At 51.5% G+C, this 25,002-nt stretch carries 19 protein-coding genes; 5 read left to right on the top strand and 14 right to left on the bottom strand.

The genetic code is table 11. From position 1 onward, the window contains the following. Nucleotides 1-343 precede the first annotated feature (343 nt). Together L2712_RS11295 and L2712_RS11290 are read left to right on the top strand one after the other, a co-directional pair. Nucleotides 344-2,755 (top strand): S8 family serine peptidase, encoded by a 2,412-nt coding sequence (locus L2712_RS11295; RefSeq protein WP_033537721.1) that lies wholly within the window; start codon nucleotides 344-346, stop codon nucleotides 2,753-2,755. Nucleotides 2,756-2,853: 98 nt separating this feature from the next. Next, nucleotides 2,854-3,198, top strand: coding sequence for a VF530 family protein (locus L2712_RS11290; protein ID WP_033537720.1), 345 nt, complete (start codon nucleotides 2,854-2,856; stop codon nucleotides 3,196-3,198). Between the two features lie 284 nt (nucleotides 3,199-3,482). Here L2712_RS11290 and ribA read toward each other — a convergent pair whose 3' ends face one another. The 6 genes from ribA to rssA form a co-directional block, all read right to left on the bottom strand. Then, complete coding sequence (gene ribA / locus L2712_RS11285) at nucleotides 3,483-4,100, bottom strand: GTP cyclohydrolase II (protein WP_248977833.1); 618 nt, start codon at nucleotides 4,098-4,100, stop codon at nucleotides 3,483-3,485. A gap of 240 nt (nucleotides 4,101-4,340) precedes the next feature. After that, nucleotides 4,341-4,697 carry a YibL family ribosome-associated protein gene (locus tag L2712_RS11280; protein WP_033537718.1) on the bottom strand — a complete coding sequence of 119 codons (357 nt, stop codon included), beginning with the start codon at nucleotides 4,695-4,697 and terminating at the stop codon, nucleotides 4,341-4,343. 147 nt (nucleotides 4,698-4,844) lie between these two features. Next, a complete protein-coding gene (nrdG, locus tag L2712_RS11275; RefSeq protein WP_033537717.1) occupies nucleotides 4,845-5,330 on the bottom strand; it encodes an anaerobic ribonucleoside-triphosphate reductase-activating protein in 486 nt (161 codons plus the stop codon). A 96-nt stretch (nucleotides 5,331-5,426) separates the two neighbouring features. After that, nucleotides 5,427-7,544 carry an anaerobic ribonucleoside-triphosphate reductase gene (nrdD, locus tag L2712_RS11270; RefSeq protein ID WP_033537716.1) on the bottom strand — a complete coding sequence of 706 codons (2,118 nt, stop codon included), beginning with the start codon at nucleotides 7,542-7,544 and terminating at the stop codon, nucleotides 5,427-5,429. A gap of 250 nt (nucleotides 7,545-7,794) precedes the next feature. Beyond that, nucleotides 7,795-8,493 carry a hypothetical protein gene (locus tag L2712_RS11265; protein ID WP_248977832.1) on the bottom strand — a complete coding sequence of 233 codons (699 nt, stop codon included), beginning with the start codon at nucleotides 8,491-8,493 and terminating at the stop codon, nucleotides 7,795-7,797. A gap of 85 nt (nucleotides 8,494-8,578) precedes the next feature. Beyond that, on the bottom strand, nucleotides 8,579-9,526 hold the full coding sequence (rssA, locus tag L2712_RS11260; protein WP_033537714.1) for a patatin-like phospholipase RssA: 948 nt from the start codon (nucleotides 9,524-9,526) through the stop codon (nucleotides 8,579-8,581). A gap of 217 nt (nucleotides 9,527-9,743) precedes the next feature. Here rssA and L2712_RS11255 point away from each other — a divergent pair, with 217 nt between their 5' ends. The 3 genes from L2712_RS11255 to L2712_RS11245 all read left to right on the top strand — a co-directional run bounded on the left by L2712_RS11255 (nucleotide 9,744) and on the right by L2712_RS11245 (nucleotide 12,293). Further along, on the top strand, nucleotides 9,744-11,087 hold the full coding sequence (locus L2712_RS11255; RefSeq protein WP_248977831.1) for a DEAD/DEAH box helicase: 1,344 nt from the start codon (nucleotides 9,744-9,746) through the stop codon (nucleotides 11,085-11,087). Between the two features lie 213 nt (nucleotides 11,088-11,300). Next, nucleotides 11,301-11,741 (top strand): DUF3010 family protein, encoded by a 441-nt coding sequence (locus L2712_RS11250; protein ID WP_033537712.1) that lies wholly within the window; start codon nucleotides 11,301-11,303, stop codon nucleotides 11,739-11,741. Between the two features lie 45 nt (nucleotides 11,742-11,786). Beyond that, nucleotides 11,787-12,293 (top strand): M48 metallopeptidase family protein, encoded by a 507-nt coding sequence (locus L2712_RS11245; RefSeq protein ID WP_033537711.1) that lies wholly within the window; start codon nucleotides 11,787-11,789, stop codon nucleotides 12,291-12,293. Between the two features lie 51 nt (nucleotides 12,294-12,344). Here L2712_RS11245 and L2712_RS11240 read toward each other — a convergent pair whose 3' ends face one another. The 8 genes from L2712_RS11240 to L2712_RS11205 form a co-directional block, all read right to left on the bottom strand. Beyond that, on the bottom strand, nucleotides 12,345-13,601 hold the full coding sequence (locus L2712_RS11240) for a peptidoglycan DD-metalloendopeptidase family protein (protein ID WP_033537790.1): 1,257 nt from the start codon (nucleotides 13,599-13,601) through the stop codon (nucleotides 12,345-12,347). Between the two features lie 241 nt (nucleotides 13,602-13,842). Next, nucleotides 13,843-16,899, bottom strand: a complete 3,057-nt coding sequence (locus L2712_RS11235) for an AAA family ATPase (RefSeq protein ID WP_248977830.1) — start codon at nucleotides 16,897-16,899, stop codon at nucleotides 13,843-13,845. After that, entirely contained in the window at nucleotides 16,896-18,035 is a 1,140-nt protein-coding gene (locus tag L2712_RS11230) for an exonuclease SbcCD subunit D (protein ID WP_248977829.1), read from the bottom strand. The genes L2712_RS11235 and L2712_RS11230 overlap by 4 nt, the downstream gene beginning before the upstream one ends. Nucleotides 18,036-18,256: 221 nt before the next feature. Next, nucleotides 18,257-19,117, bottom strand: coding sequence for a glutathione-dependent disulfide-bond oxidoreductase (gene yghU / locus L2712_RS11225; protein ID WP_248977828.1), 861 nt, complete (start codon nucleotides 19,115-19,117; stop codon nucleotides 18,257-18,259). Nucleotides 19,118-19,318: 201 nt separating this feature from the next. Next, on the bottom strand, nucleotides 19,319-19,642 hold the full coding sequence (locus L2712_RS11220; protein ID WP_232479518.1) for a hypothetical protein: 324 nt from the start codon (nucleotides 19,640-19,642) through the stop codon (nucleotides 19,319-19,321). A gap of 83 nt (nucleotides 19,643-19,725) precedes the next feature. Continuing rightward, nucleotides 19,726-20,766 (bottom strand): toxin-antitoxin system YwqK family antitoxin, encoded by a 1,041-nt coding sequence (locus L2712_RS11215; protein ID WP_248977827.1) that lies wholly within the window; start codon nucleotides 20,764-20,766, stop codon nucleotides 19,726-19,728. A 110-nt stretch (nucleotides 20,767-20,876) separates the two neighbouring features. After that, nucleotides 20,877-23,198 (bottom strand): toxin-antitoxin system YwqK family antitoxin, encoded by a 2,322-nt coding sequence (locus tag L2712_RS11210; protein WP_248977826.1) that lies wholly within the window; start codon nucleotides 23,196-23,198, stop codon nucleotides 20,877-20,879. An 84-nt stretch (nucleotides 23,199-23,282) separates the two neighbouring features. Further along, entirely contained in the window at nucleotides 23,283-24,995 is a 1,713-nt protein-coding gene (locus L2712_RS11205) for a toxin-antitoxin system YwqK family antitoxin (protein WP_248977825.1), read from the bottom strand. Nucleotides 24,996-25,002: the final 7 nt, after the last annotated feature.

Raw genomic sequence — 25,002 nt, 5'->3', positions numbered from 1 at the left:
TGGAATATCTAATTTCTATTTAATACAAAGATTTAAAATTAACAGTCAATTTCTCGTCGCTATCTCTCCCGCTAAACCAACCCTGTATAAACACGCTACAAATTCGAATAAATACTCAAAAATATAATAAATCACCTAGATTGCAATCGTATTCATTGATTAGCAAGTGCATAAAAATGTATTAAAAACCATCCCAAATCTTTCGCCAGCCAAACTTAACACCTTATTTACAAATGTTTCACCAGCAGATAAATTCACTGCCGAGTGACGGTTATTGTGGCAGTCATGCTGCAATGCGCTCTAATAATAATTATTAATTCTAACTTTTAAAATGGAATACAAAATGACAGTTAAAAAGACAACTGCGGTCGCTATGTCTTTGTCTGCGCTTGCCCTGGCAATTGCAGCAAACGTCAATGCAGCCCCTTCGAAAGGACTCCACCTGCAGGCAGACAATGCCCGCATCAATCAAGCCTCACCACTGCCTAAGCGTTACATAGTCAAATTTAAGAATGCCGAAGCTGCAGCCCAGGCCAGTGATAACGCGCTCAGTGAGTATCAGCCAAGAGCTAACGAAGTTTTCTCACAACACAGAGCACTTAACAGCGTGAAGGCCAAGCAGATGAAGCGCATCGGTCGCTCAAACGCCTACTCAGCTCAGTTAGATGCAAACGGTATCAAGGCCCTGAAACTTCGCGCCGACGTGGATTATGTCGAAGAAGATATGCCGCGCCGTTTACTCAGCGAAACCACACCTTGGGGCCAAACCTTTGTGGGCGCCACCAGCCTGAGCGACAGCATGGCTGGCAACCGCACTATCTGTATCATCGACTCGGGTTACGACCGTAGCCACAGCGAGCTAAGCGGCAACAATGTAACTGGTACCAATAACTCAGGCACAGGCAACTGGTATGAGCCAGGTGCGAACAATGCCCACGGTACTCACGTTGCCGGCACCATCGCGGCTATTGCCAACAACGACGGTGTAGTAGGTGTTATGCCAAACCAAAACGCCAACATCCACGTGGTCAAAGTATTTAACGCCGAAGGTTGGGGTTACTCCTCTTCATTAGTGTCAGCGGTTGACACTTGTGTAAACAATGGTGCAAACGTGGTAACCATGAGCCTGGGTGGTTCGCAATCAACCACCACAGAGCGTAACGCGCTTGCAGCCCACGCCAACAACGGCGTGCTACTGATTGCCGCAGCCGGTAACGCCGGTAACAACACTCATAGCTACCCTGCGTCATACGACGCTGTGATGTCTGTGGCTGCGGTAGATAACAACAAAGATCACGCAGCCTTCTCTCAATACACTAACCAAGTAGAGATCTCGGGCCCAGGTGAAGCAATTCTATCAACCGTCACACGTGGTGAAGGTCGTTTGGCCAACATCACAGCCGGTGGCGTGTCCTATTTTGACAATGGCGTCGTGCCCCATAACCGCTTTGTGAAAGACAGCAGCGGCAACTATGTTGGCACACCGATAATAGGTTCTGTCACCGCTGAGCTGGCCGAATGTAGTGTTTCTGGTGGCGTCTTTAACTGTGGCGACATGACTGGCAAGGTTTGTCTGGTTGAACGTGTCGGCAATCAAGGCGCTAGTTATCCAGAGATCGATGCAGTGAAAGCGTGTAACAATGCCGGCGCACAGGCTGCAATCGTCTTTAGTAACACCACGCTACCAGGTTTGCAAAACCCCTTCCTGGTTGACACGAACAACGAAGCCCCTATGGTTTCTGTTTCTGTCGATCGCGCAACCGGTCAGGCACTGCGCGCTCATCTGGGCACCAATGTTACCGTTGCCAACACAGATGCTGAAGATTACGAGTACTACAACGGTACTTCTATGGCGACGCCTCACGTCTCTGGCGTAGCAACGCTGGTGTGGAGCTATCACCCTGAGTGTAGCGCCGCCCAGGTTCGTGCAGCGCTTAACGCAACGGCAGAAGATCTTGATGTAGCTGGTCGCGATGACAAGACAGGTTACGGTCTAGTCGACGCAGTTGCCGCCAAAGCGTATCTCGATGCCTCTTGCAACGGCCCAACCGATCCAGGTACAGGCAGCGGTAGCAACGTACTAGAAAATGGCGTGGCTAAGACCAACCTGACTGGCGTGAAAGGCGACGAGCTACACTTCTCAATCGATGTGCCAGCCGGTGCCAGCGATCTGAACTTCGCCATGAGCGGTGGTACAGGCGATGCTGACCTTTACGTTCAGTATGGTGCGGCGCCTACTCTAAGCAGCTACGACTGTCGTCCATGGAAAGGCGGCAACAGCGAGTCTTGCCCAGTGAGCACACCACAGGCGGGGACTTACTATGTGATGGTTCAAGGCTATAGCGACTTTAGCGGTGTAAGCCTAACGGCCAGCTACACTGAGCAAAGCTCAGGCGGTAACACAGGCGGCGCCGCTACCTACACCAACAACACTAGCTACGCTATCCCTGACAACAACACGGCTGGCATCAGCAGCCCAATTGCTGTCACTCGTAGCGGCGACTCTGGCACTGTCACAGTAAAGGTTAACATTACCCATACCTATATCGGTGACCTGCAGGTTGAGCTGCATAGCCCAAGCGGTCAAGTTGCCGTACTACACGACAACAGCGGCGGCAGTGCTGACAACATTATTAAGAGCTACACAGTGGACATGTCTGGCGTTGAATCTGCCGGTACCTGGACACTGAAAGCTGTCGACAGCGCCCGTCGTGATACAGGCACTATCGATGCTTGGGAACTTAGCTTCCAGTAAGCAAATGCCAATATAAGGGGACCTCAGGGTCCCCTTTTTTATCGAAAACATCCAAAATAAACTGATATAATGGCCCAAATTTTTTAGAAATCTTTACCATGACTCAGGCGAACAATCCGCTACACGGCATCAAACTAGAAACCCTACTCACAGATCTTGTCGATCACTACGGCTGGGAAGAGCTGGGCAGACGCATAGATATCCGCTGTTTTAATCACGACCCTTCTATCAAATCCAGTCTTAAATTTTTACGTAAGACCCAATGGGCTAGAGAGAAGGTCGAGCGCCTTTACCTCAAGATGATAGGCGAGCCTATCCCGCCACACCTAAAAGGCGAAACCGGTCGCGACGCTCAAGCGCCTGCTGCGACACCACGTGTTGATACAGCAGACAGTCAGGGGCAAAAGGATGTTAATCAGCATATCTGGGGCAGCAAAGAGTGATCTTTCAGGGTTTATCACAACATAGATAGAAGGCCTGAGATAAATAAGAAGATCTGAGATAAACAAGAAGATTCAGACATTAAGAGAAAATCGCTACACCAAGAGCTCATGGCATTGCAAGGGAATGATTGCCTGAGCGCCGAGCTGCAAGGTAAACCGTTTCAAGAGCAGGTAGTTATCGCTAGGCAGCTGATGTCACGGCGTAAAACGAAAGCTCAGTTAAGAGCATAAAGACACATCTTATCACGCCGCGAGAGTGTCACGGCGCTGACCAGAGAATTAGGCTAGTCTTGATGACCTTCGGTAAAGTGATATTCAGACATCATATGACCCAGCTCGGTCGATTTAGTCTTAAGATAGGCCTCGTTATAACGATTCTTACCCACCTGCAACGGGACTCGCTCTATAACGGCAATACCTAACTCCTTCATCGCCTTTACCTTACGCGGATTATTGGTCATCAGCTTCACTTGCTGCACACCAATCTTCTCCAGCATAGGTTTGATCATGTCATACTTGCGCATATCGGCAGCAAAGCCCAGACGTTCATTAGCTTCTACCGTATTGGCGCCTTGATCTTGCAACTCATAGGCACGGATCTTATTAAGCAGGCCTATGCCACGACCTTCCTGTCGCAGATAAAGAATAAAGCCTTGGCCTGCCTCCGCAATATTTTGCATGGCGGTTTGCAGCTGAAAGCCGCAGTCACAGCGCAAACTAAACAGCGCATCGCCAGTAAGACATTCGGAATGAATGCGTCCAAGCATAGGCTGGTTTGCCTCTAACTCGCCAAAGGTGAGCGCCACATGTTCTTTGCCCGTCTCTGTATCTTCGAAACCGTGCATGGCAAATACTCCCCAAGGGGTGGGAAGCTTAGAGGTGGCGACATACTTAATCGACATGAAATAACCTTTACAACTCGCTCTAGTCTGAGACACGAATAAAGAAGAATAATAAGGTGGAGGGATTCTCCCCTTTCTCAGACCGAGCATTCTATGTGTTTTTGCCTAACAGTGAAATACCCGAGTGTTGAAATCGGTTATTGCTTCACCGCAACCACTTTGGCTCATAAGGATACGCTTTGACTGGCGTCAAGGCTATGAAGTCGCTCACGCCAGCATCAAATTTATCATTGCTTTAGCTTAAAAAGCCTTAGGTGCGTAGCCCGTTACCTGAGTGAGTCCCATCTGACGCCCCAGCGCCGTCATAGGATGAACCACCACCAAGCCTTTCACCGAACGCTTAAGCTTACCCATATCGGCCTGCTCCGCCTTAGTGAGCGCGCGACTAAAAGCCAGTTCACTCACCTCTGAGCCTTTTTTGTTCAGTTGGCGGCTTTGCTGCTGCTTGACGTGGGTAATTTGCTTAGTTACCGCATTGATCTCTTGCTTAAACTGCAAAATCACCGCCTGATCGCCACGTTTTTCAGCCGCATCTAACTTGCGGCGATACTTGTCGAGACGATCGTTCAATTGCTGTAACTCTTGCTTTAAATTCATTAACTTGCCTTAAAATCTAGCTAAAATACAAATGCAGCCCTTAGCTAAAAATAGGCTGCATCTGCAAAATTGGCGAACATTATACCACTAATGGGGAAGAAGCGGACAAGTCATCATGCCCAAAGACAGACTGCGCCATTAAATGACTTAAGCCTTAAACTCATGATTATCGCTAAGATAGTGGATCACCTGATTACTGCTGCCACGAAAAACCAAACTGGGATCGGCCAGCGATTGCTCAAACTTACCGTCCACCAACACATCTACGTAGGCGATCACCGCCCGCTGAGCTGGCGTGAGCTCATCTAAGGTATAACCCGTCCATAGCCAGATATCTTTGCCAGGACACTCATTTTTTACCCTTTGCACCAAGGCCAGGATATCGTCCAAGTTCTGAGGGTATAAAGGATCCCCTCCAGAGAGCGACAACCCACGGCGCTTGATACGGGTATCGTTCAAATCCTTAATCACCTGCTCAATCATAGCCTGATCAAAGAGGTGACCCGAGCAGGGATTCCAGGTCGATTGGTTGTAACAGCCGCGGCATTGATGCTCACAGCCAGACACAAACAGGGTCACCCTGGTGCCGGGGCCGTTCACCACATCGATGGGAAAATATTGATGATAATTCATGTATGCCTCACACAAAGATAGCAAGAGCCTATAGGCACCTTGCTATCTTGAGTTTCACCTAGCCACAGCACCTTTAACTAAGGTGCAGTCACCTCATTAGAGGTGCTTCACCCTGCGCTTCACCTCTTCCTGCTTACCATAGTTGAAGGGTCTGGCATCAGGACTACCGAGATAGCCGCATACCCGGCGGGTCACTGAAACCCTGCTCGGCTCATGGTTACCGCATTTAGGACAGGTAAAGCCCTTACTGGTACAGCTAAACTCGCCGGTGAAGCCACAGTCGTAGCACTCATCGATAGGTGTATTGGTCCCATAGTAAGGCACGCGGCTATAGCTGTAGTCCCAGACATCTTCCAGCGCCTCAATATTATTTTGCATATTGGGGTACTCGCCATAGCAGATGAAACCACCACTGGTGAGCGCTGGATAGGGCTGCTCGAAATCCAGCTTATCGTAAGGATTAACCTTCTTCTCTACATCCAGGTGGAAACTGTTGGTGTAATAGCCGCGATCTGTCACGCCATCGATCACGCCAAAGGCCTTAGTATCTAGCTTACAGAAACGACTACAAAGATTTTCACTCGGTGTGCTGTAGAGGCTAAAGCCATAACCTGACTCTTCACGCCAGCGCACGGTCGCCGCCTTAAGATACTCGATGATGGCAATCGCCTTCGCCCTCAGCTCCTCGCTGTCATACACATGGGTGTCATTGCCATAAAGGGCATTGATGCTCTCATGGAGGCCGATATAGCCTAGAGAGATAGATGCGCGGCCATTTTTAAAGATCTGGCTGATCTCATCATCGGCGCGCAGACGCACGCCACAGGCCCCTTCCATATACAAAATAGGTGCAACGCGAGCCTTAACCCCTTGCAGACGTTCGATACGGGTATCCAAGGCGCGGCGAGCAACGATTAAACGCTGATCGAGTAACTGATAGAAACGCGCCTCATCTCCTTGCGCCTCGATTGCGATTCGAGGCAGGTTCAGGCTGACCACCCCTAAGTTATTGCGCCCTTCGTGTACCAACTCACCCTCTTCTTCATAGGTACCCAAGAAGCTGCGACAACCCATAGGCGTCTTAAAGGAACCTGTGACCTTCTCAACCTGCTCGTAGTTGAGAATATCGGGATACATGCGCATAGACGCACACTTAAGCGCCATCTGCTTGATGTCATAATTACAGTCGCCCGCCTTATGATTGATGCCGTCTCGAATAGCAAACACCAACTTAGGGAAAACTGCGGTTTTACGGTTCTTACCCAGACCCGTCATACGCACCTTCATCATAGAAGATTGGATAAGGCGTGACTCCCATGAAGTCCCCAGGCCAAAACCAAAGGTGACAAAAGGTGTCTGGCCGTTGGCGGTATGCAGGGTGTTGACCTCATATTCCAACGACTGGAAGGCATCGTGACACTCTTTCTCTGTCTGCGCCGTGGCAAACGCTTTGGCATCAGTGATACCCCAGGTCAGTGCCACCTGGTAATGCTTGTCGTAACTCTTGGCCACGAAAGGCGCCAGCACCTCATCGATACGGTTGATGGTGGTGCCGCCATAGATATGGCTGGCCACCTGGGCGATGATCTGCGCCGTCACCGCTGTGGCGGTAGAGATAGACTTAGGGGTTTCAATCTCGGCGTTGCCCATTTTAAACCCATGGGTCAGCATACCGGCCAGATCGATCAACATGCAGTTAAACATGGGGAAAAATGGCGCATAGTCGAGATCGTGATAATGGATCTCACCCGCTTCATGGGCAGATACCACATCCCTTGGCAGAATATGACGGGTGGCATAGTGTTTAGCCACAATGCCCGCCAATAGATCACGCTGGGTTGGGATCACCTTAGAGTCTTTATTGGCATTTTCGTTTAGCAGACTGGCATTACTCTGCTCCACCAAGCCACGAATATCACGATTAAGGCGGCTGCTCAGCTCTCGGTGAACATCTCTGTCGTGACGATACTCGATATAGACCCTGGCAAGTTGCTTATAGGGACCTTCCATCAGCTGATTTTCGACCGCATCTTGCAGATCGTGAATATCAACTTTGTCAAATTCCGCCACCGACTGACGTACTTGTTGGGCCACGGCCGTGGCATAGGCAACATCATCAATACCTGCCGAATTAGCTGCTGCGATCACAGCATCTCGAATCCTTGTTTCGTCAAAAGGCGTGCGGTAACCATCCCGCTTAATAACCACTGGCATTGTTCAATATCTCCTCAAGTAACGGCCAAACTAACACCATATATAGTGTCAATATAGTCGATGAACACAATATGTAGCGCATTAAGCTACAAGTTGCGAACAAGTACCTTGATCCAGATCATGAATTTACCGATGGAATTTTGCGACAAAAGATTACTGCCAACCAGGCCACTGATCGCCAAAACTAGCCTTGACCTCTCACTCAAACAAAGCTAGATACGGGATAAAAATGGGACAAGCTGTGAATAAATTACGTAATTCGTTTAGATAGCGCCAAATAACGCTGTAATTGCCCCGAAGCTTGTTGCGAACTTCCCGAAGAGGCAGCCAATTGCATGGTCGATTTCAATCCCTGCCACATAGATCTGTCGGCATCTGTCATAGCCTGATCGCCATTCACAAATACCGACAGCTGCGCCGAGACCCTGGCGGCCTTTTGATTCAGTCCCTGGCTATCTAAACTATCCATCTGCTTAAGCACGGACTCAGCGTCATCGAGAATAGACACCATAACACTGTCTGGCTTAGTCGCCTGTAATTGACTGCGCTGGGCGTTAATAAACTCAAGTAAGTTAGGCTGAGCTTCGTCGGCCTTGGGGATCTCAAACCCTGCCTGACCGAGGCGGGAGAGCTGACTTTCGGATAAGATGCCATCTTGATGCAGGCGTTGGATCAACTTAGGAATGTCTCCCAGGCCAAACTGACCAGAGGCAAAGAAATCTTTCGCCATGGCATCAATCTTTTGTGCCCTGGCCGCTCTGGCAGAAAAACGAACCTCTTCCTGTTTAATCTCAGGTCCAGTCGTCTGCTCCGGGGTCTGTGCCGCCTGGTGCGACAGGGTCACCTTTTCACCCGACAGATGACCATCGACACCCTTGTCCGTCTGACCATAGGTGTTGGCAATAAGACTCGCTTGTGAACCGCTAATGGCCTGGCTAATTGAATTCATTGTCAATTTTCCGACTGCTGCTAAGAATTATCTAAGCAATCAGCAAAAACCAGGCCATGGTTTAGATTATCTGGCTATTAAGCGGTTATGAGCCCTCAAGCTCATCGATACGAGCGCGAATGATATGTGCCACCAGCTTCACCGCCTCCTGACCCGCTTCTATCGCTTCTCTGGCGCGATGGAACTCCATGGTACCAATCTCCATCACATTGGGAGTGATAAGTATATCCGGCGGATCGCCCATCAGGCGAACCCGCTTGTGGCGCTGCTCTAAAATATCCATCGACTGAGACATCACGGCTAACATCCCAGGCTCACTGCGATTGCCTAACGAAAATTTATCGGTTAGGCCAGTGACATACTCTCGGCCCCTTGCCAATAGATCCATAAAGCCGCTCTCCAACTCTTTGTCTGCTTTGATCTGCTCGGCCGGGCTAGGTTTAACATCTGATGAGATAGCCACCGGCAGTTGCTGAACACGTGCCTTTCGGTGGGCATTAAGATCCACCGCAATCACAAGATCGACCCCCATGGCACGACTGACAGACACAGGCACAGGGTTAACCACTGCGCCATCGACCAACCAACGATCGCCGACCCTGGCCGGTGGCAAAATTCCCGGCATAGAACAGGAGGCCCTGACCGCGTGGCGCAAGTTCCCCTGTTTAAACCAGATCTCCTGACCGGTATAAAGATCGGTCGCCACCGCCGCAAACGGCATCTGCATCTGCTCGATATCCAGGTTGCCGATATGCTGCTGCATCACATCAAACACCTTCTCGCCACCGATTAAGCCTCCTTTGCGCCAACTCAGATCCATCAGACCCAACACATCCCAGCTGGAAAAGCTGCTGACCCAGGCCTCAAGATCATCGAGATTATCTTGCGCATAGGCTGCCCCCACCACGGCGCCAATAGAACAGCCCGCGACCTTGTTGGGTAACACTCCCATACTTGCTAGCTCTTTAAGCACACCAATATGTGCCCACCCTTTCGCCGCACCGCTGCCCAGCGCTATGCCGATATTCGCCATACTCTCTTTAATACTCCCTGGGATAGTTGGCAAATCTCTGTTTGCCGACCTTAACTGAGTTCATTTTTCATCATAAGCCAAAGTCAGCCACCAAGCAGCCTGATCGGCACAAATATTTGTCATCGACCCAACAACACAATCCTGGCGCCTCAAGTCGATGGCTGAATCGTTCACGGCGATGTATAATGCGCCCCTATGGTTATTTTGGAGCACAGCATTGCAATTTTCAGATTTTTCACTCGATAAACGTCTATTGACCAGCCTTGAACATATGGGCATCGACACGCCGACCGAGATCCAAACGCAATCGATTCCCGTCGGCTTATCGGGAAGAGATCTCATGGCATCCTCAAAGACAGGCTCTGGCAAGACCCTCGCCTTCTTGTTGCCGGCAATGCAACGAGTCATCTCCACCAAGGCGTTAACTAAGCGCGATCCCAGGGTACTGATCCTGTTGCCAACGCGCGAACTGGCCACCCAGGTCTACAGTCAGCTACGCCTATTGGTGGCTAACACTCAATATAAGGCACTCAAGATCTTAGGCGGCGAAAACTTTAACGACCAGGCCAAGGCACTGGCTAAAGATCCTCATTTCGTCGTCGCCACGCCAGGACGTCTGGCCGATCACTTGGCGCAAAATCATCTGTTTCTTAACGGCCTCGAGCTACTCATCTTAGATGAGGCAGACCGTATGCTGGATCTCGGCTTTGCCGACCAACTCAGAGCGATCAATCAGGCAGCTGACCACAAGCGTCGTCAGACACTGATGTTTTCGGCCACCTTAGATCATGGCCAAATCAACGAAATCGCCGCTGAGCTGCTTAAAGAACCCGAGCATGTCGCCATTGGTGAATCCCATGTCGAGAATCAGGACATTACCCAGAAAATTTACCTGTGTGACAACCTGAGCCATAAAGAGAAGTTACTGTTTCAACTGCTCAAACAAGAGCAACATAAGCAGGTCATTATCTTTACTGCGACCCGCGGCGACACCGACAGATTGGCGGCGGTACTGGCCGAGCAGGGACTTAGCACAGCTTCCCTTAGCGGCGAGCTTAAGCAAGCGGCCCGTAACCAGATCATGGATCAGTTTAGCCGTGGCCAGCAGCAAATTCTGGTGACCACAGATGTGGCCTCACGGGGCTTAGATCTGCTTAACGTCTCTTTGGTGATTAACTTCGACATGCCTAAATTTGCCGAAGAGTATATTCACCGTATTGGCCGCACCGGCCGCGCTGGCGCCAAGGGCGATGCCATCTCATTAGTGGGGCCTAAAGACTGGGCCAACTTCAAACAGGTTCAATTGTTCCTGCGAAGGAACTTTGAGCTGAGTGAGCTGGAAGGACTCGAACCTAAATTTAAAGGGCTAAAAGACGCCCCCAAGCAAGCCAAGCAAAAGGCGAAATCTCAGCATAAACCTAAGACAAAAGCGGTTAAAGGTGCCAGCGCCGGCAAAGCGAAAGCCCAGCGCGATAGACGCTTTATCACAGGTGTCGATATTGGTGACGCGCCTATGCTGCGTAAACCTAAATCAAAACTGCAAGATACGCCTGAAGATTAAGCCTGGCTAATACCTTGTGAGCTAGCATCTCTTTAACATCAAGCGGTCTCAATGACCGCTTTTTTTATCTCTGCCTTTTTATCCGACTCTCCTCTAAGCTTCCGTGAGGCCAGCAAAGCATCCCCCGTGGCGATTTTCCCGCAACAACTAGTGCTCAATCCGGTCAATTAAGGTTACAATAGCCGCCATTGGTTTTTTTATATTAGGGTTATCATGAGAGTTTGTGGCGTTGAGTTAAAAGGTGGCGAAGCCATCATCTGTTTGTTGAGCTATGAAGGTGAGACCTTTAACGTCCCTGATTGCCGTTCTCGCTCGCTGACTATCTCCAATTCGGCTAAGACTGAGTCGATTAAAGAGTTTCACTTTGCCTTTAGCAAGCTGATGGAAGATTACAAGGTCGACGAAGTGGTCATCATCGAACGCGAGCAGAAAGGCAAACTGGCCGGTAGTGCCACCAGCTTTAAGATGGAAGCGGCCATTCAGCTATGCGGTCTGCCGGTACACCTGATCTCGCCGGTCAACATCAAAGAGCAGCTTAAGCGCAATCCACCTATGGTCGATTTCGACGGTCTGGATCTGAAACGCTTTCAAAAAAGTGCCTTTGAGGTGGCCTATTGCTACCAAAACAAGTGCATCTTTGCCAAGAACGATTAAGACACAGCTAAGACTCACCGGGTGCCAGGCGCCCGGTTTGCTATTATGGTTTCTCTCCCCTACCTTCAAGGCTATCGCGCCGAACTGCTTAGTCAAGTCTATGAGCTTATCGAGAATAAACGCTTAAGAGCTGTACTTGAGCGGCGTTACCCCGATGGACACGATATCCGCAGCGACAAGGCCCTGTATGATTACACCATGGCCTTCAAAAATCGCTATCTCAAGAAATCGTCGCCGCTGAGCAAGGTGATTTTTGATGACAAGCTCACCCTCAAGAAACAGGCCTTGGGCTTACATTCCTATATAGCCAAAAACCATGGCGGCAAGACCAAGTCGAAAAATGAGATCCGCATAGCGGCCAGGCTCAAGCAATTGCCAGAACCTTTGCTGCGCATGGTAGTGGTACACGAACTGGCACACCTAAAAGAGAAAGATCACAACAAAGCTTTCTATCAGCTCTGTTGTCATATGGAAGGCGATTATCATCAGCTGGAGTTTGATCTCAGGCTCTGGCTCACCATGTTAGATCTGGAAGCCGCCGAAAACCCATAAAAAACGCCACATCATGTGGCGTTTTTTATTACTGGTAGCTAACTCTCTGAACTAGCTCTGGCCCATCATCATCTGGCGCACCTTAACCAGCTGAGCAAACTCGTTCATCTGCTTGGTCGACAACTTGCTCGCCATCGGAATATTGGCCTTCATAGGATCGACTGGGCGGCCGTTGACATGAAACTCATAGTGCAGATGCGGACCCGTAATACGGCCCGTCTTGCCCGACAGGGCTATCACCTGACCGCGAGACACACGCTGCCCCTTATGCACTAACGCCTTAGATAGATGCAGATAGCGGGTGCGATACTTATTACCATGATCGATCACCACATATTTACCCGCATATCTATGGTCGGTCACCAAAGACACGATACCATCACCTGGCGCGACCACCTTAGTGCCGATGGGCGTGGCGAAATCTGTGCCATTATGCGGCGCGGTGCGCCCGGTCACAGGATGGTGGCGATGGCGGTTATAGCGTGAACTAATGCGGTAGTTCTTGAGTAAAGGCACACGCTGGAAAGCCCTGGCCAGACTGCGTCCCTGTTCGTCATAGAAGTTGCCGTCACTGTTTTGATAGGCGTTGATGTCACTGCGGCCACGCTGTATATGGACCCCAAGAATATCGCTATTTCCCGTCGCTTCACCATCGATATATTGATCGCTCTTGAGCACAGCAAACTTATCGCCGGCGCGCAGATCCCGGGCAAAATTGAGCTTCTCTTTGAGCAGAGATTCGATCCGCTGGATCTCACCGGCATTGAGGCCGATACGTTGCGCCGACAGGTAGAAAGAGCCGTGGATCTCACCGCTCAAGGCCCGGTTTTGCCATATCCCTTCAACATTGATCTCTTCGACACTAAAGCCCCCCTCCTCGTAACGACTAAACACCACTTGGCGCGCAGCGCTAAAATAGAGTTCAAGCTTCTCGAGCTCGCCTGAGTCATCGAGCCAGAAACGGATAATATTACCGGGCTTTAAGGTATCCAGCGCCAAAATATTCAGGTCGGCCTCAAGCACCCTATACATGGTCTGCTGATCGACATTGGCCTCAACAAACAAGCCGCTTAAGGTATCGCCAGTTACGATAGTTTTGACAAAATCGGGATGAGTGGCAATTTCAACCACTTCATCACTCTTTTGCAGATTAGTCACCAAAGATTCAATATCCAGGGCAACCGGAATGCGTTGCGGAAGGGTCTGCTGCTGCGTAGGCCATAACACGGCGGCGCCCAATACCAAGCCTGCTGCAAGCAAGATTTTTTTATGTGGCGAAGGTAACGCCATGATACGAGATTGAGACATGCTCAAAAAATAAATTTTACCTGCGCGCAACCTGTGCCTCATCTTTCATTATTATGCTTATCATTAGAGCCCAAAAACCCCATAAACAATGGGGCCGATGCCAAGTTATATCAAAAATAACGACAATTACAAACTGATCAACAACACAATTTAATGGAATAAACTGAGGTTTTAGGCGTGCAAACAGGCAAAAATACTAAAAAGGTGCTGAAATCCCAATCAAGATCAGCACCTTTTAATCTTAAGGTAAAACTAATTTAATCTCGCTGCCATTGGCACTTTTATGAATATCGATGCGACTGGCGATCTGCTCCTTCATCTCGGTCACGTGGGAGATCACCCCAACCATACGCCCCGCCGACTGCAAATCCATCAAAGTTCTGATGGCCAGCTCCAGTGAGTCCTGATCCAGGCTGCCAAAACCTTCGTCGATAAACAGGGTATCGAGTTTAATCCCGCCGGCATAGGCCTGAACCACATCCGACAATCCCAGCGCCATCGACAAGGCCGCCATAAAGCTCTCACCACCGCTTAGGGTCGCCACGGCGCGTACCTTGGCCGTGTAGGCATCCTCTACTTCTAACTCCAGCCCAGAAGCCTTGTTGCCCTTGGCACGCTCCTCCTTACGTAGCAGTCGATAACGCCCCTTACTCATTAGCTGCAATCTGTGGCTGGCCTCGAGCAAGACATCGTCGAGCAGCACACTGAGCACGAAACGTTGCAGGCTGAGCTTGTTGCCCGTATTGCCGTTGGCCACATCGGCCAATGTACCCACTACGGCATATTGCTGCTCGAGCGCCTGGGCCTTGGTATCAAGCGCCTTGAGCTGCTCTTGAGTCTGGGCCAATTGGCGCGCTCTGCCACTTATCGTCTGCCAAAGCCCCAAGGCAGTTTGCATCGCCTGCTCGGCGTCCACCTTATGCTGCTCTAGCTGAGTAATATTTGGCATCTCGCAATCTGCGAGCACCTGAGTTAACTGCGCCAGGTTAGCCTGATGGGTGATCTGTGCCTGCTCGAAAGCCTTGATCTGCTGCGCCAGTTCGGCCTGCTCAGACTCACTCAAACTGGCCTGTTCAAATGCGGCAACGCTATCAAATTCGGAAGCCTCAAGCGCCTGTTCGAAACGCTGGCGCTCCTGCTCGGCAGCAGCACTAACCTCAACAACACGAGAACTGGCGGCATCGAGTGAGGCCTGCGCGGCGGCCTTGTCCTGCTCAGCCTTAGCGTGATTCGCCCTTATCGACTGCTGGCGCGATTTAAGCGCGGTGAGGCTAGCGCCCAGCTCTGCAATGGCCTGACTTACTGCCGCCGCGTCGCTAAATTCTTTCGGAATGGCCGCGCTAATCTGCTGATATTGTCCCTTATCACTGGCCTGTTGCTCGGCCAGCTTGCCATAATGAGCGCGCGCCTCATCCAGGCCTGTCTGTAACTCTCTTCCCTGCTGCTCGCTGATCTCAAGCTGAGTCTCTAACTGAACAAGCGATGCTTGCGCCGCCTTGGCCTTCTCGAAGGCCTCATTGAGTTCGGTTAGCCGCGTCTGCAGTTGCTCAAGGGACAAATCGGCCGCCTGCCCAAGCTCCTGCTGCAATTGCTCCGCGCTCTGCTGCTGGGTCTGTAGCGACTGCTTGAGCAGTTTAAAGTCACTGCGCGCCTGATGCAGCTGATTCAGCGCGTCCAACTCCTGTTGTTTGGCCTCGGCCAGCGCTTCATCCGATGGTAAATCAAACTCGCCCTGAGCGGGCTCAGGATGCTCAACACTGCCGCAAACCGGGCAAGGTTCACCTGGCGATAACTCGGCGGCAAGACGCGCCGCCTGACCGCGATGCCAGCTCAGCTCCAGGCGTTTATGGGCATCTTCAGCCTGCTTATGCTTGCCGGCCAGTTCACTGCCTGCGGCCTTTGCCGCCTCCAGCTTATGTCCAATGGCCGCTATCTCATGTTGCTGCTGTTGCCAGCGCTCAAACACCTTAAGCTGGATTCGGGCATCATTAAGAGATTGTTGCAAACTGAGCTGCGGCTCGGCCTCTCGTTTAAGCTGCTCGCGCCGCCCAAGCATCTCCTGGCGCGCCTGCTTGAGCGCTTCAAGTTGCTGTGCGCTCTGCTTACCACTGGTTTCGGCCGCCTGCATCTTGCCCTGAAGCTCGGTCAGACGCTGACTCAACTGAGTTAGCTGCTCCAGCTGCGGCGCTAGCGCCTCGAGTTGAGTCAGCCTCTGCTGTTGACTCAACTGTTGCGCTTCAAGCTCACCGAGCTGTTCGAAGGCTTGCTGGCTCTGCGTCAATGCCTGCAGGGCAGTCTGCTGCGTCTGCTGGCGCTCGTCACGCAGCTTAGTCGCCGCCTGTTGCTCACCCAAACGTGATTGCATCGCCTGATATAGAGGGCTTAAGTTATTTGCCCGCTGCGCCGCTTGCAGACGCTGTTGCCACAAAGTGGCCTCAGCCTGGCGGGTTTTAAGCTCTTCGCCCTCCTGTTGCAAGGCCTGCAAGCGATTAAAATCAGCCTGGAGTTTCATCCCCTTATCCAGTTGTTGATTGGCCTCAAGCAGCGCCTTTTCTCGGGCAAGTTTATCCGACTCGGCCTTTTGCAACTCGGGGGCGAGGCGTGTTTGTTCGTCAAGCAGTGCCTGATCAGACTCAAGCTCGGCGCCTTCCAATATGCCCGAGCGGCGATTGCGCATCGCCTCCACCTCTTTGCGGATCCCCGCCGCCTGCTGCTTAAGCTTATCTTCGATTCTGCGGTAGATGTGAGTCTGAAACAGCTGGCTAAAAATTTTCTCTCTGGCCTTGGAATCGGCCATCAGCAGCTCACGAAATTTACCTTGAGGCAGCACCATCACCTGACGAAACTGATCCACATCCAACCCAGTGAGTTGCTCTATCTGCGCGGTAGCATCGGACACCTTAGCCGCCACCAGCAGGGTCTCCTTGCCATCGGCATCGAATTGACTCAGCTGCGCCTCGCTCTTTTGCTGCGTCACCCCATCGCCACTCTTCTTGGCTCTGGACTGTTCAGGGACGCGGCGGATCAGATAACGGTTAGTGCCAAGCTCAAACTCGAAGCTTACCTGAGTCAGACGCTGGCTATCGGCCATGTCGCAGCGCATCTGGGTGCCTTCACGCTCATCTCCCGTCGTCTTGCCGTAAAGCGCAAAACAGATGGCATCAAGAATCGTCGTCTTACCGGCGCCGGTCGGGCCGTTGATCAAAAATAGCGGATTGCTGCCCAGGGCATTAAAATCAATGGTCTGCTCATCGGCGAAGGGGCCAAAGGCGGTCATGGTCAGTCGCAGTGGTCTCATCTGCCTTCCTCCCCTTTGTGCAGCTCATCCAAGGTTTGGGTGATTAGCTCAAGCTGCGCCTCACTCATCGGCTCGCCCGATACCTGAGTAAAGAAATCTTTAAACATCTCAAGCTCACCCTTCTTGATATGATCTGAGGCAATGGCCAGTTGCTCGTTAGCTGCCATCAGTCCGGTACGCTCGAGATGCAGCACGTTAGGATAGACATTTCTCAATTTGCCCATGGCATCTAAGATGGCGTGCTTATCCAGTAGCCTCACCATCAGATAATCCTCGCGGCCGGGATCCTTGACGCCTTGGGCCAACAACTCATCCAACGCCCCTTCGAGAATGCGCACATCCCGCAGTGGCTCAAGGGGTAACAAACTGATACTGGTCTCACCTTGAGCAAGCTCAACTAAAGTCACCGACTTATTTTGATGCTGCTCGCTGAAGGAGTATTTGAGGATGGAGCCTGAATAACGTATCTGCTCAGCGCCCTTATATTGTGGGCCATGCAGATGCCCCAGGGCGGTATAGTCAAATCCCTCGAAGAGTTTGGGAGAGATCTTATCCGCCCCCCCTATGCTCAGGGGACGCTCAGATTCAGATTCGCTACCACCATCGAGAAAACAGTGAGCAATCACCACCTTGGGTAGTCCCTGACTGTCATCTTGATGCACCTGAGCCAGCAGCTCGGCCATCGCCTCCTCATGAGTACTGACCTGGCAGTCCAACTGCTGCCTGACGGTCGCGGGTTCGGCGTAAGGCAGAGGATAGAACACGGCATCACCGCTGGCTGAGCCTAAATGGATTGGGCTGTTCTCAGCTGTCAGCGGGCCGACGATATGGAGACCACTACTCTGCATCTGCCGCGCCGCAAAGCCCAGACGCTCATGGCCATCATGGTTACCCGCAATCATGATCACTTTGATTCCCAAGGCAATCAGCTCGTTGAGCACCTCATCGAGTAGGGCTACCGCATTGGCGGGCGGCACGGAGCGGTCATAGATATCTCCGGCGACAATCAGGGCATCGACCTCATGGGTCTTAGCGAGTGAGACGATTTGAGAAAGCACATGACGCTGATCATCAAGCAGGCTCTGATTATGCAGCTGACGACCGATATGCCAGTCTGAGGTATGGATAAATTTCATCTTTTCTCGTTTAGAAATGAGGAGGATAGCTAAGTATCTGATGTTAGCTATAGTAAGAAATGTCACTTAGATAGGCAATGCGCTTCTCCCTTCCTCTGGCCGCTTGTGTGTAAAGTGACGTTCAGCGTCAAGACTAAGTACAAAAAGACCCGCCAACAGGGCGGGTCATGCTTAAAATACTTAATCAGTGCTGAAACAGGAATTGAGTTAGTCCGTTAGACCTATTCAGGCTTTAACGCCAGCACAGCATCGATATCTTCAGCTTGATGACGCTCAGCCAACAGCTCCCAAGGCTCGCCCCAGTTGCGATTAACAATACGGCCACGCTGCACCGCAGGTCTTGCCGCGATCTGCTGCGCCCAGCGTTTTACATGCTTATAGGCATCGACATCGAGAAACTCGGCAGCGTCATAGGCTTGGCCCAACACCAGGTTACCGTACCATGGCCAGATCGCCATATCCGCAATCGAGTATTCATCGCCAGCGATATAAGCCTGCTTGGCCAGCTGTTTATCAAGCAGGTCTAGCTGACGTTTAACCTCCATGGTGAATCGGTTGATCGGGTATTCAAACTTTTCCGGCGCGTAAGCATAGAAATGACCGAAACCACCGCCCAAATAGGGAGCCGAACCCTGAAGCCAGAACAGCCAGTTGAGCACCTGAGTTCGCGCAACATGGTCACTTGGGAGGAAATGGCCAAACTTCTCTGCCAAGTAGAGCAAGATGGCCCCGGACTCAAACACATTAACTGGCGTCTCCCCGCTCGTATCTACTAATGCTGGGATCTTAGAGTTAGGATTAACCGCCACAAAACCTGATGAAAACTGATCCCCCTCACCAATCTGAATGAGATGGGCATCATATTCGGCACCTTCAACGCCCAGCGCCAACAGCTCTTCGAGCATGATAGTGACCTTCTGACCATTGGGCGTCGCCAACGAGTAGAGCTGCAAGTCATGTTTGCCAACCGGCAAAGCCTGCTCGTGCCTTGCCCCGGCTTCGGGCCGATTGATACTGGCCCAGGTACCACCATTTTCGCTGTCCATAACCCAAACTTTCGGGGGAATATATTGGTTTGCCATACTGCTTCCTTATCGAATAAATGAGGTTAGGCCCGACATGGGTTTAACCCTATGCCTATAATCTCGGGTCGCCTGCTAATAATTTAAACCCTGAGGCTGCCATTTAGTTATAACCTTTGGCTATACCCTCGATGGAATTGGCATGAAAGAAAATCAAAAGTAGCCATAGGCTATTGAAAAGTAAAGATGACCCAGAGCAAGTTAATTATGGGATTCGTCAGACCGCTTTGTCTGCGTAGCTTGGTATCGCTCCAGGGTGCCGCTACGCGCCAGGCCTCGATGAACATTGCGGCATAACTTGGCAAAACGGCTAAGCTCGCCAAGCAATGGTCTTTCTCCCCGCTCAATGGCGCTTTCCCAATAGCGCATTTCACTGTCCACCAGCTCAAGCAACTTCTTAGGACAACCTATGCAGTCCCCCTTTGGGCCACAGGCAAAGGTCTCAGGATCATCGAGCGGCATGGTCTGTTTTACCTGTTCGATTAACTGCAACATGGCGATGGTGCTATCTGGCTTGCGCGTCACGGGCGTTAATGTCTCGCATCGAATCTGACGAAAAATAAGACCGCTATATTACCTTTCCCTTAGATAACAAAACAGGACCTTGATCAAGGACGCTCATAATAGATCTGCTGACCGGCAGCGTTAAAATAAAACGCCTCGAGTAATTTCCCCTTGCCGTCGAACCGCTCACGCTTAATCAAGTTGCCCGAATCATCGAAGGTCTTCACCTGAGTATCCACCATGACCCCCTGTCGAAACTCCTTGGCATTCATCAGCTGACCACTGCAGTGATACCATTCGAATCGCCCATGCTCGACCCCCATCTCATAGTGGGCGAGCTCCTCCAGCGCACCGCTAGACTGACAGAAACTGCGCTGCTCACCGTGGCGTACGATAAGCGGATCGAAGCCATATTGCTGCTGCGATTGTAGGCGACCGTTTGGCCAGTAGGTCTGCTGCGTGGCCAGATCGCTCTTCCTATCATAGGCATAGCGCGTCTTTACTCTGCCGCTGGCATAGAAGGTGATCTCGCTGAGCAGCTTAAGATCCTGTTTACGAAACAGGGCGTCGCTAGCCAAGCTGCCATCTGGAAAATAGTGACGCAGGCGCTCACGCTGCTCGCCATCCTGAAAGAAGATGTGCGTCCAGGGGCGTCCCTGCTCATAGATGATGGACTCGACTGTCTTATCACCCTCTAGGCGGCGATAACTTTCTATGATGCCAGTCTCATCGAACAGGGCGATCGCCTGTTCCTCACCATTCTTGTAGATGGCCTGACGTTTCGCTCGCTGGCTTTGCTCATAATAGTCTAAGTGTTCACCCTCTCTTATTCCTTGACGATACCAACCCTGGGACAGGATACGACGCCCATTGGCCGAGAAGCTAAATCCGTGACGTTTACCCTCAAGATACTGAGTAGCGCCAAAGTAAGTCGCCAACTCGCCCCGAGTCGCTATGCCGCTAAAGGGCTTGCCGCGATAGCCTGTAAGGCAGTCAGTCTCGACCCAGATCCCGTAAATCTGCTGCTTGCTGCACTCGATAGACGTAAGTAGCTGCTCATCTATGGGCAGTTGAGGCGCCTGATGACAGCCGGATAACAGCAAGGCCAAGAACGCCGGGGAGATAAGCTTAACGCCTGACTTCATCTTATCCCGGCTCCAATTTTTTCGAGCAAAGCTAGAATTCTTGTTCCAGCTTTGCTCGAATTGTTCTGTTCCAGCGTCCTTTGGATATGTGGCACGTAATTCCCCCTCACCTAGTGATGCTCCGTCTTGATCAGCTTGCCGAATTGATCATAGAAGGCCCAGTCACCGGCCTGCCTATCGGCGATATAGCTGCCCTCGCTGCGCAGCTCGCCAGTGGGCCAGTAGGTGCGCCATAACCCCTCTTTGCGTGAGCGCAGAAAAGTGCCTTGCTCGGCCTGCTTACCATTAGCATGAAAATAGCTGGCCTCGCCTTCACGCAGACCATCCAACCACATCTCCTTGGTCTTGGGCTTACCCGTCTGGAAGTAGCTATACTGCTCGCCGCTTAACTTATCCTTTTGGTACAGAGACTTCTGCTTAAGTTGACCATTGGCGTAGTACTTGGCAACTTCTCCCTGTAGCTTGCCATCCAGATACTCGGCACTTTCAGACAAGACACCATCTTCAAACCAGCTCTGCCACAGTCCGGTCTGACGTCCCTGCACCATAGTGCCTTGGCGCTTGAGTTGACCATTGCTTGGGTAATACTCGCTGTAGGGGCCTGTCAACTCGCCTGCCACATACTGCTCGCTGCGGTAACAAACTTGCTTGAAACTGAAATAGCGCCGCTCGCCCTCGAGTTTATCCAGGTGATAATGACTGGTGCGGTAGATGTTACCCTCGGGGATCGCTCCAAAACTGGGATCTTTCTCCTGAAAGCGATACTCGGTCCACAACCCCTGTTTGCGATTATTTTGATAATGGCCCGTGACCCTGCGACGACCATTATCATACTCGCTGTAAGGGCCGTTGAGTTTGCCGGCCGCGAACGTCATCTCCCGACTGACGAGTCCCTGGCGGTACTGGCGCCATCCCCCCTGTTTTTCGCCTTTATGGTACAACCCCTCTTCATTGAGATCGCCATTGGCATACCAACGGGAAAATTGACCATCTAGCGGGAAACGCTCGCTGCTGGCACTTTTCTCGTCGCTATAGTGAAGTCGCTCTCGTGGTTTCCCCGTTTCATAGAAGGACTCATATAGGCCTACCCATTGCCCCTGGATACGTGTGCCGCGCTCCTTGGGGGTTCCATCTTCATAATATCGCTCAGCCTTGCCAGTTTGCTGGTTGGCCTGATATTGATCCAGACTACGCAGGTTGCCATTGTCATAGTAGCTGATGAAGTCCCCATGACGCTCTCCCTGCTGCCACTGCTGCTGATGCTGTAAACGCCCTTGACGATAGGTGGTAAACTCGCCCTCTTTCAGCCCCATCTGATAGTGCTCAGTCGCGATAAGCTGCCCTGCCTCGTCAAAACGCTGCTGCATTCCGTGCAGGGGATACTGGCCATTATCGGCAAGCAGTTCATCATGATAGCGAATCACCTTCTTGGGCTTACCGTTATCGTAATAGGTCTTTTGAACACCCGCCTGCTGGCCCGCCTTGTAATTGAGCTCACTGACCAATACGCCAGCGCGGTTAAAGTAGCGCTGCACACCATGATGATCGCCATCGAGATAATGTTCCTCTTCAAGCTTCACTCCGGTATCGCTGTAATGCAGTAATCGTCCCTGGCGCATATCGTTGGCATATTGTCCCTTAAGCGACAGCTGGCCGTTAGGATAGTAGCTCAGGCTCTCGCCCTCGAGGCGACCGGCCTCATAATGTTCATCTCGCTCTGGTGTGCCATCATCATAAAAAGTCTGCCATCGACCCTGGCGCTCACCGTTGGCATCGAAACGGCCCTCCTCTAACACCTGACCTTGACTGTTTTGCGCAAGATAAGGGCCTGAGATCTGATTGTTGGCGTATTGCTGACGCTGAGCCAAGACGCCATTGCCATGATAGGTTTCCCAGATCCCGTGACGCAAATGGTCCACATAGGTTTCTTTGGCCTGCAATTTACCACTGGCAAAGTAACGCAGCACCTGAGTCTTAGCCCCGGCCTCATAGACACTCTTCTGATAGAGGTTGCCCAGATCATCATATTGGCTCCAGTCGCCGCTCGGCACGCCCTTGATGTAAAACTGCTCTTCACTTAACTCACCAGTGTTGGAAAACAGTTGCCAACGCCCTGTTTGCAAACCGTTGAGGTATTCACCCTCGACAAGCTTTTGATTGTTGGGCAAATAGACCAGCCAGCGCCCATTAGGCACGCCTTGGGAAAACTCCCCTAAGGTATACCCCTGATTGTCACGCACTAGGGTCACCTGGCCATTGAGCGCCATACCTGTGGCCAAATTGTAATAAGTGGCAATGCCCTCCTGCTGGCGAATCTCCACCATCAGGGTCGACAGCTTCTGACTGGCTTCAACCGGGCAAGTGATAAAGACTGTTGCACTAAGGCTGACGCCTGCCAACAACGCAGAGAGGATCGGGCGGGAAAGGTTCATTCAAGCTTCCTTGTACCTATAAAAATCATTTCCTTGACGGCGCAGCCATAGCGCTGCGCTGTCAGCTAGTATCTGTCTGACGGTTTAACGATAAAGAGCGAAGATTTGTGCTTGTAGCGAGCGATAGGGCCTTGCGGGCTGCGTTTCACTCATCAGCTGATCATGACGATATTCACTGCGCTGGCGCAGGGCGCCGTCGGCGTAAAAATCATATTGAATGCCATGCCTTCGCCCCTCACTATCATACTGAGCGATGGCCAATCCATACCCTTTGGCCGAGCGTCTTTCCCAGCGGCCAACCTGTTTACCCGCGCGGTACTCCCCCTGCCAATAGGTTCGATGAGGCTTAGGCTGAGGCGAATAATCACCTTCTTGAACCACTATCCATTTGCCTTCGCGCTGACCATTGACATACTGCCCCTGCTGGTAGATCTCGCCATCGGCATAGAAACGCTCGAACCTTCCTGCAGGCTCTCCATCTTGATAATTGATCCGTTCCAGCACCTGATCTGACTCACCCAATGACAGGTATTCGCCATCAAGCTGGCCTTGGGCGTTATAGTGACACCAAGTGCGCATCTCGCGAGTCTGCATCTGCCAATCGCCAACCGGCTTATCTAAGGCATACTCACCTTGATAGAACAAACTATTATCGCCGCCGCGCTTCTCGGCTGGCCCATGACGCAGCCCGTCTCGATAGTGGATCTTCTCTAGCCAGGCAAGCTTCTCTTTACGATCCAACTTGGCGGCGATTTTTAATCCTGTCAGCTTGCCGGCCTGGGTCTCCTCCCGACCAATCACTTTTCCGTCATGATATTGGGTCACTAGGCGCCACTGACTCAGCTTACGCTTCTCTAGTTGCTTGCTCAGCGAGCCTCTATGATAAAAACGTCTGACCTCCTGAACATCGCCATCGGCGCTGTAATCGTATTCGGCCTCCCGATATCGATCGCCGTTTTCTCGATACTCGACCAAGCTCAGGGTTCGCCCACGGCCATCGAGGATTTCTCGTTTCGCCAGGCGGCCATCTTCGAAGTAGTTCAGCTGCTCGCCTACCTTGAAGTCGTTTTGCCACCTATGGTGCTGTTTAATCTGACCATTTGGAAAATAGGCAAAATAGTCGCCATCTTGCTTGCCATCAAGATAAGCCTGAGTGACCTCCATCTGGCCATCTCGCCAAAAGGTTTCGACCCCATGCTTAAGCCCATCTCGTTTTTGGCTTTCCATGGTAAGCCGACCTTGCTTGTCATAAAAACGGTCACTGCACAACCCGGTATGACAGAGCTCACGCACTAAGTGGCCCATCGGTGAATAGACCTTCTCTTGCTCAATGGGCTCACCCTGATGTAATACCAGCTCACGTTTGAGCCGACCATCACCATAGTATTCCCGTTGCAGCCCCTGACGTATTCCCTTATCAAACTGGCAATCACAATTGAGTTTGCCGGCGCCATCATAGATCTTTACCAATCCCTGACGCTGCCCCTGGGAATTAAACTCACCTTGCTCCACCAAGGTGCCATCTTTGGCAAAGAAGCGATAAGCCCCCACGGGATGGGCGTTATCACTTAGCGACTCACCGCTCAAGGTGCCGCTAAATTGCATGATATCGCTACCAAGATAATAGGGCTCGAAACGAAAGCGCCCCGCTTTAGGCTCAATTGCGTTTTTCAAATAGAAACTGGCTTGTTGCTTATCTTGGGTGGGCTGCCAATCATCATCCAACCAGATATTGGCCTGGACGTCGCCAAGGATTAGGGTAAAACAACCGATCGCGAACAGGAGAGCAGGTCTCATCTTCATC

The sequence above is a fragment of the Shewanella marisflavi genome, assembly GCF_023283925.1.
Classification (GTDB): domain Bacteria; phylum Pseudomonadota; class Gammaproteobacteria; order Enterobacterales; family Shewanellaceae; genus Shewanella; species Shewanella marisflavi.
Note: the sequence above shows the minus strand (reverse complement) of the source record. Positions and strands in the feature narration are given on the sequence as shown.

Excerpts from the sequence above, each read along its gene's own strand:
- L2712_RS11295 (WP_033537721.1), top strand. The coding sequence starts at position 344 with ATGACAGTTAAAAAGACAACTGCGGTCGCTATGTCTTTGTCTGCGCTT.
- L2712_RS11290 (WP_033537720.1), top strand. The coding sequence starts at position 2,854 with ATGACTCAGGCGAACAATCCGCTACACGGCATCAAACTAGAAACCCTA.
- ribA (WP_248977833.1), bottom strand. The coding sequence starts at position 4,100 with ATGTCGATTAAGTATGTCGCCACCTCTAAGCTTCCCACCCCTTGGGGA.
- L2712_RS11280 (WP_033537718.1), bottom strand. The coding sequence starts at position 4,697 with ATGAATTTAAAGCAAGAGTTACAGCAATTGAACGATCGTCTCGACAAG.
- nrdG (WP_033537717.1), bottom strand. The coding sequence starts at position 5,330 with ATGAATTATCATCAATATTTTCCCATCGATGTGGTGAACGGCCCCGGC.
- nrdD (WP_033537716.1), bottom strand. The coding sequence starts at position 7,544 with ATGCCAGTGGTTATTAAGCGGGATGGTTACCGCACGCCTTTTGACGAA.
- L2712_RS11265 (WP_248977832.1), bottom strand. The coding sequence starts at position 8,493 with ATGAATTCAATTAGCCAGGCCATTAGCGGTTCACAAGCGAGTCTTATT.
- rssA (WP_033537714.1), bottom strand. The coding sequence starts at position 9,526 with ATGGCGAATATCGGCATAGCGCTGGGCAGCGGTGCGGCGAAAGGGTGG.
- L2712_RS11250 (WP_033537712.1), top strand. The coding sequence starts at position 11,301 with ATGAGAGTTTGTGGCGTTGAGTTAAAAGGTGGCGAAGCCATCATCTGT.
- L2712_RS11245 (WP_033537711.1), top strand. The coding sequence starts at position 11,787 with ATGGTTTCTCTCCCCTACCTTCAAGGCTATCGCGCCGAACTGCTTAGT.
- L2712_RS11240 (WP_033537790.1), bottom strand. The coding sequence starts at position 13,601 with ATGTCTCAATCTCGTATCATGGCGTTACCTTCGCCACATAAAAAAATC.
- L2712_RS11235 (WP_248977830.1), bottom strand. The coding sequence starts at position 16,899 with ATGAGACCACTGCGACTGACCATGACCGCCTTTGGCCCCTTCGCCGAT.
- L2712_RS11230 (WP_248977829.1), bottom strand. The coding sequence starts at position 18,035 with ATGAAATTTATCCATACCTCAGACTGGCATATCGGTCGTCAGCTGCAT.
- yghU (WP_248977828.1), bottom strand. The coding sequence starts at position 19,117 with ATGGCAAACCAATATATTCCCCCGAAAGTTTGGGTTATGGACAGCGAA.
- L2712_RS11215 (WP_248977827.1), bottom strand. The coding sequence starts at position 20,766 with ATGAAGTCAGGCGTTAAGCTTATCTCCCCGGCGTTCTTGGCCTTGCTG.
- L2712_RS11210 (WP_248977826.1), bottom strand. The coding sequence starts at position 23,198 with ATGAACCTTTCCCGCCCGATCCTCTCTGCGTTGTTGGCAGGCGTCAGC.
- L2712_RS11205 (WP_248977825.1), bottom strand. The coding sequence starts at position 24,995 with ATGAGACCTGCTCTCCTGTTCGCGATCGGTTGTTTTACCCTAATCCTT.